The 5,428-nt window shown below is 52.3% G+C and carries 4 protein-coding genes; 1 reads left to right on the forward strand and 3 read right to left on the reverse strand.

Features of this window, described 5'->3' with window-relative positions:
• Positions 1-280: 280 nt before the first annotated feature.
• A complete protein-coding gene (locus K2I50_RS08040) occupies positions 281-2,485 on the forward strand; it encodes a T9SS-dependent choice-of-anchor J family protein (protein ID WP_301025820.1) in 2,205 nt (734 codons plus the stop codon).
• Positions 2,486-2,726: 241 nt separating this feature from the next.
• On the opposite strand, the gene K2I50_RS08045 is transcribed toward K2I50_RS08040, so the two are convergent.
• The 3 genes from K2I50_RS08045 to K2I50_RS08055 form a co-directional block, all read right to left on the reverse strand.
• Positions 2,727-3,629, reverse strand: coding sequence for a glycosyltransferase family protein (locus tag K2I50_RS08045; RefSeq protein WP_301025821.1), 903 nt, complete (start codon positions 3,627-3,629; stop codon positions 2,727-2,729).
• 88 nt (positions 3,630-3,717) lie between these two features.
• Complete coding sequence (locus K2I50_RS08050) at positions 3,718-4,761, reverse strand: aldose epimerase family protein (protein ID WP_301025822.1); 1,044 nt, start codon at positions 4,759-4,761, stop codon at positions 3,718-3,720.
• Between the two features lie 99 nt (positions 4,762-4,860).
• A partial coding sequence (locus tag K2I50_RS08055; protein WP_367279095.1) for a galactokinase occupies positions 4,861-5,428 on the reverse strand: 568 nt, incomplete at its 5' end.

A 5,428-nucleotide genomic window follows, 5' to 3' on the forward strand; every position in this document is an offset into this window, starting at 1 on the left:
TAACTCCCTCATCACAAGCGAAAATCTGCTCGACGACTGACCGCCCTGACGGTAACATTTATTATTAAACAAGCTCTAAGTGCATATTCGAAAATGAATGTTAGGTCAGCATTAAGCCGGGATTTTCAGTTAACCAAAAGGCGGTTTAATGAAAAAAGCTATCTCATATCTATTGATTTTTACAAATAAAAACATACATTTGCAAAATCGAATAAATTTACTGAATATTCACACAATAAAAAGTATTTATACAATCTATTCCAACTAAACAATCCTGCGTATGAAAAGACTTTTACCACTTGCATTGTCATGCATGATTATTGGCAATACACCGGCCATAGCCGGCGAAACAGCCTATGGCTACCTCTTCGGCTCAAAGACCGGAGAAAACGGTTTCGTGTCATTCGACAGCGAAAGACCTCAGAAACTGACCATCAAAGACCGTGTATTCAGCTACATACACCCATCGGCAGGCGAATATGTCGACGGCAAGATATACACCTACCAGGTAGAACTCGGCGATATATCAGGCATCACCTCCGACAGCTGGGCCGTGTACGACGGCGAGACTTTCAAGAAGATTGAACAGAAAAACATGTACTCGATGAACCGTATGGTCGACATGACTTTCGACTATACGACCAACACCCTGTACGGACTTATTGAAGACCGGTACACAACAGGGGTAATAGAGGCCACGAGTCTGTGTGCCATCGACATGAACACAGGAAAATATACCATAATCGGCTCGCCCGGAGAGCTGAAAGCCCTCGACGGATACAATAGAGAGGATACCGACGGACTGATCACACTCGCATGCGACGCCGACGGACAACTGTATGCCATGTCCCACTACCGCTACTTCTATAAAATCGACAAACATACGGCAAAGGTGACTCAGATAGGCGAACGCCATAAGCTCGGCACTGCCTCACAGTTCCAGTCGATGACATTCGACGCAGCAGGCCGACTGTGGTGGGGACAGCAGCATCCCAGCTATGCCCACTTCTGCGAAATCGACCTGACTACTGCAATCCCTGGCGGATTTGTCGACTTCACTACCGATTATGAAAAGCTCAACAAACTCGGCGATGACGCTCAGGTGACAGCCATATTCTTCAAGGACAAAACAATACGCAAGCAGTCGCTCAAAGCTGTCGACGCACTCAAGGCGGAAATCGACGGGACTGACGTCAACACCGTAAAACTGTCATGGACTCTCCCCACAGAGAACTATGCCGGTGAGAATGCCACACCCTCAGCCATCAAAATATACCGTATGGGCACATCCGGCCCGATTGCCACTCTCGGGGCCGACGCCACAACATATACCGACAATTCGGCAGGCAACGGCGACGTGACCTACGAAGTAGTACCCTGCAACGAAGCCGGCGACGGATTTCCGGCGTTCATCACACTGTTTGCCGGTTACGACCGCCTCAACGCAGTGACCGACATTGCAGTCAGCGTAGCCGACCGCACCGCCACAGTGACATGGAAAGCCCCGACATCGACAGTCAACGACGGATATGCCGACTACAACGCCATCACCTACAACGTGTACCGCGGCCTCGGCGAGACAGTGACACCCGTAGCCAACGGCATCTCGGATACAAAATTCTCCGAGACAATCACCGACAACGGCGGATTCTACTATGTAATCGAGCCAGTATGCGGCGGCATTGCCGGAGTGAGCGCAAAGTCAGAGACATTCGTGCTCACATCTACCGCCAACATCCCCTACTTCACCGGATTTGAGGATGACGGCGACGGCTCGCAATGGACCACAATCAACGACCCCGCAAGTGCCGGATGGACAATCGGCAAAAAGAGCTACATCTACGACGGTAAAAAGACCGCTATCGGAAGCACCAACGGCAAGCCCGCCGACGACTGGCTCATATCGCCCGCGATTGAGTTTGAGGCCGGCGAACACATCCTTGACTACTATGCCAACGGAGCATCATACGACACCCACTCATATGAAATATGCCTCGGCACTGACGGTAAATCACCTGAAAGTTTCACCACTTCGGTCTACTCGGTGACCAACGCCAAAGTATACGACCCCGAAGGAGCCAACCTCGACGGCACAGAGACAAAAGGCTGGGCCCACGTCGAAGTAAAATTCAATGTCGCACAGCCGGGCATATACCACCTCGGTATCCACAATGTCAATACATGCACATATGCCAACCTGCGTATCGACAATCTCTCGATTAAGAAAACCGCAACCTCCGGTATCGATGCCATAAACGCAGGAGAGCCTGTAGCACTCGTAATCACCCCCGGTAACGTTAAGGTAAATGCATCCTCGGCCATCACCTCTGTAAGCATCGTCAATCTCCAGGGACAGACAGTAAGAGCCTTCAGCAGCGCCGACAACTCGGTTGAAATAAGCACATCGGGCCTCGCAGGCGGAGTCTATGTGGTAATTGCCACCACTGCCGACGGACAGACCGCCCGCTTCAAAGTTAAGTTCTAAACTGAAACAATTACCGTAAATTACGACACCGTGCCGCCCTGATGGCTGAACACGGTGTCGTATATTTTATGCCTTGGTGAATGTGATACTCTTGAGATCCATCAGGCCGTTCATACTGCGGAACTCCAGGCAATAGACCTCCCTAACATACCAATTAAAAAGGGCTTAAATTCGGATTAATCCGAATTTAAGCCCTTAACTTATACGGCACGATGCGATATTCCTCGCATCACACAGTTTTTCAGAAAAGTTTTTCGGGATATGTGCCGTCGCGGTGGAGTTCGGCAAACTTGGCTACAACACCGGGGCGGTCGGCTGCGTAGGTCACGCCAAACCACTTTGACTCTGTGTCGAGCACCTTTACTGTAGCCTCGCCCGAGTTGATAAGAGTGTCGATACAGAGGGGAATGAAGAATTCGGCCTTGGGAGTGTTGATATCCTTCTCAAGGAATTTCTTGAATTCACGCTCGCTGTAGTCGAAGTAGTCGGGAGTAAATCCCCAGAGGTTCATCGACACAGGTGTGTTGGGCTGGAGTGTCTGCTCCACACCGTTTTCGTCGGTAAACACGATATTGTGGTCCTTGTCGTAGGAGATGGCGGTACGCTCAACCACAGAGGTGAGCAGACCTTCCTTTGTCTCGCATACGCCACGGGCTACAGAGCCGTTTTCGGTCATTGTGTTGCCTACACGGAAACCTACCATGCAGTAGTCGCCCTTCTTGTCGCGCGGACGCTGGAGCTCCTCGGCGATTACGCGGAATGCGTCGCGGCCGTAGAAGTCGTCGGCATTGATTACAGCAAACGGCTCGCTGATCACATCCTTGCCCATAAGCACAGCGTGGTTTGTACCCCAGGGTTTGGTGCGGTCGGCAGGGCATGTGAAGCCTTCGGGAAGAGCGTCGGTCGACTGGAACACAACCTCTACGGGTATGTGGCCCTCATACTTGGAAAGAATCTTGTCGCGGAAATCCTGCTCGAAGTCCTTGCGGATTACGAATACCACCTTGCCGAATCCGGAGTGGATAGCGTCGTAAATCGAGTAGTCCATGATTGTCTCGCCGTTGGGGCCGAGACCGTCGAGCTGCTTGAGGCCGCCATAGCGCGAGCCCATGCCCGCGGCCAGTACAAATAATGTCGGTTTCATATGATTAATAAAAGTGTGTTCAAAACATACGTAAGATTATCTGACAGACAGTCGGTGATGGTTTTGAACCGGAGATTGATATGTTTGGTTAAACTGTTGCAAACTTGTAGATGATGCGCTGCTCGTATACCTCGCCCGGGCCGAGTATCTGAGAGGGGAAGTTGCGGTGGTTGGGAGCATCGGGCATGCCCTGGCACTCAATGGCCACACCATCGTAGTCGGCATACTCCTTGCCGCTCTTGCTCTTGGGACATCCCGAGAGCCAGTTGCCGGTATAGACCTGTGCGGCCGGCTGTGATGTCGACACCTCGAGCACACGTCCGCTATGCTCGGCCTCCAGGCGCGCCACAGGAGCTACGGTATGCTTGTGCCAGTTGTCTACCACCCAGCAGTTGTCGTAGCCCTTGCCGTACTTGAGCGCGGGGAAATCGGCCTTTATGTCATCGCCGAGCACACGCCCTTTGGTGAAGTCCATTGGAGTGCCCTCTACCGGAGCCATCTCGCCTGTGGGTATCAGTGTGTCGTCGGTAGGCAGATAGCGCGATGCCGCAAGAGTGAGCTTATGGCCGAGCACCGAGCCTGCACCCTCGCCGTCGAGGTTGAAGTAGGCATGGTTGGTAAGATTGACCACCGTCTTCTTGTCGCACACGGCGAGATAGTCTATGAAGAGCTCGTTGTCGTTGGTCCAGGTATAAAGCACGGTGGCGGTAAGTGTGCCGGGATAACCCTCCTCACCGTCGGCCGATGTATACTCCATCTTGACCTGCGAGCCGCGCGACTCCTCTTTCCAGATTTTGTTCATAAACCCTTCGGGACCTCCGTGCAGAGCGTTGGGGCCGTTGTTGATGGCAAGTTCATATTCATTGCCGGCAAGGGTAAAGCGTCCCTTGGCTATGCGGTTGGCATAACGTCCGGGGGTCTTGCCCATGCACGGGCCGTCGGCGATATAGTCGGCGGCATTGGCATAGCCGAGAGCCACATCGGCCATATTGCCGTCGCGGTCGGGAACTACAACGCTTACAATACCGGCGCCAAGGGTCGAGAGAGTCACCGAAGCACCGTGGTCATTGGTTATGGTGATGAGCGTCACCTCTCCGCGAGGAGTCTGCTCAAACTTTTTTTCTATTTTCATTTTTCAGTAAAGTAATCATGAAGGTGTATCATAATCATATCCCGCCGTATCCTGTGACAGGTATGAATCATGATACACCTTTATATAGTCATGCCGCCATTATTCAACTCTACGGGCGCCGTCGCTTACGATTACATCGTACACTACAGGCTCGTGGCCATATCGGGCATTGAATTTCTCTTTGGCAGTGGCGATAAACGAGTCGTAGAGGTCGTTCTTCACCAGGTTGATGGTGCAGCCGCCGAAGCCGCCACCCATGATGCGCGAGCCGGTAACGCCACACTCCTTGGCAATGTCGTTGAGGTAGTCAAGCTCCTCGCAGCTTACCTCGTAAAGTTTCGACATGCCTTCGTGGGTCTTGTACATGCGGTCGCCCACGGTGTCATAGTCACCCTTCTGGAGGGCATCGCATACATCGAGCACACGCTGCTTCTCGCCGATGACGTATACCGCGCGGTTGTAGTCTTCCTCGCTTATCTGGTCCTTGATTTTTTCGAGGTCGGCCATCTCTGCGTCGCGCAGAGTCTCCACACCGAGGGTACGGGCCACGTTCTCGCATGAAGCGCGACGCTTGTTGTAGGGAGAGTCGACAAGTTCATGCTTCACCTTTGAGTCGACAAGCACCAGCTTGTAGCCGTCGAGCTTGAAGGGGAAATACTCATATTCG

Origin of the sequence: Muribaculum sp. (assembly GCF_029051885.1) — a bacterium.
In the GTDB taxonomy this organism is placed as follows: Bacteria; Bacteroidota; Bacteroidia; order Bacteroidales; family Muribaculaceae; genus Muribaculum.

Excerpts from the sequence above, each read along its gene's own strand:
- K2I50_RS08050 (WP_301025822.1), bottom strand. The coding sequence starts at position 4,761 with ATGAAAATAGAAAAAAAGTTTGAGCAGACTCCTCGCGGAGAGGTGACG.
- K2I50_RS08040 (WP_301025820.1), top strand. The coding sequence starts at position 281 with ATGAAAAGACTTTTACCACTTGCATTGTCATGCATGATTATTGGCAAT.
- K2I50_RS08045 (WP_301025821.1), bottom strand. The coding sequence starts at position 3,629 with ATGAAACCGACATTATTTGTACTGGCCGCGGGCATGGGCTCGCGCTAT.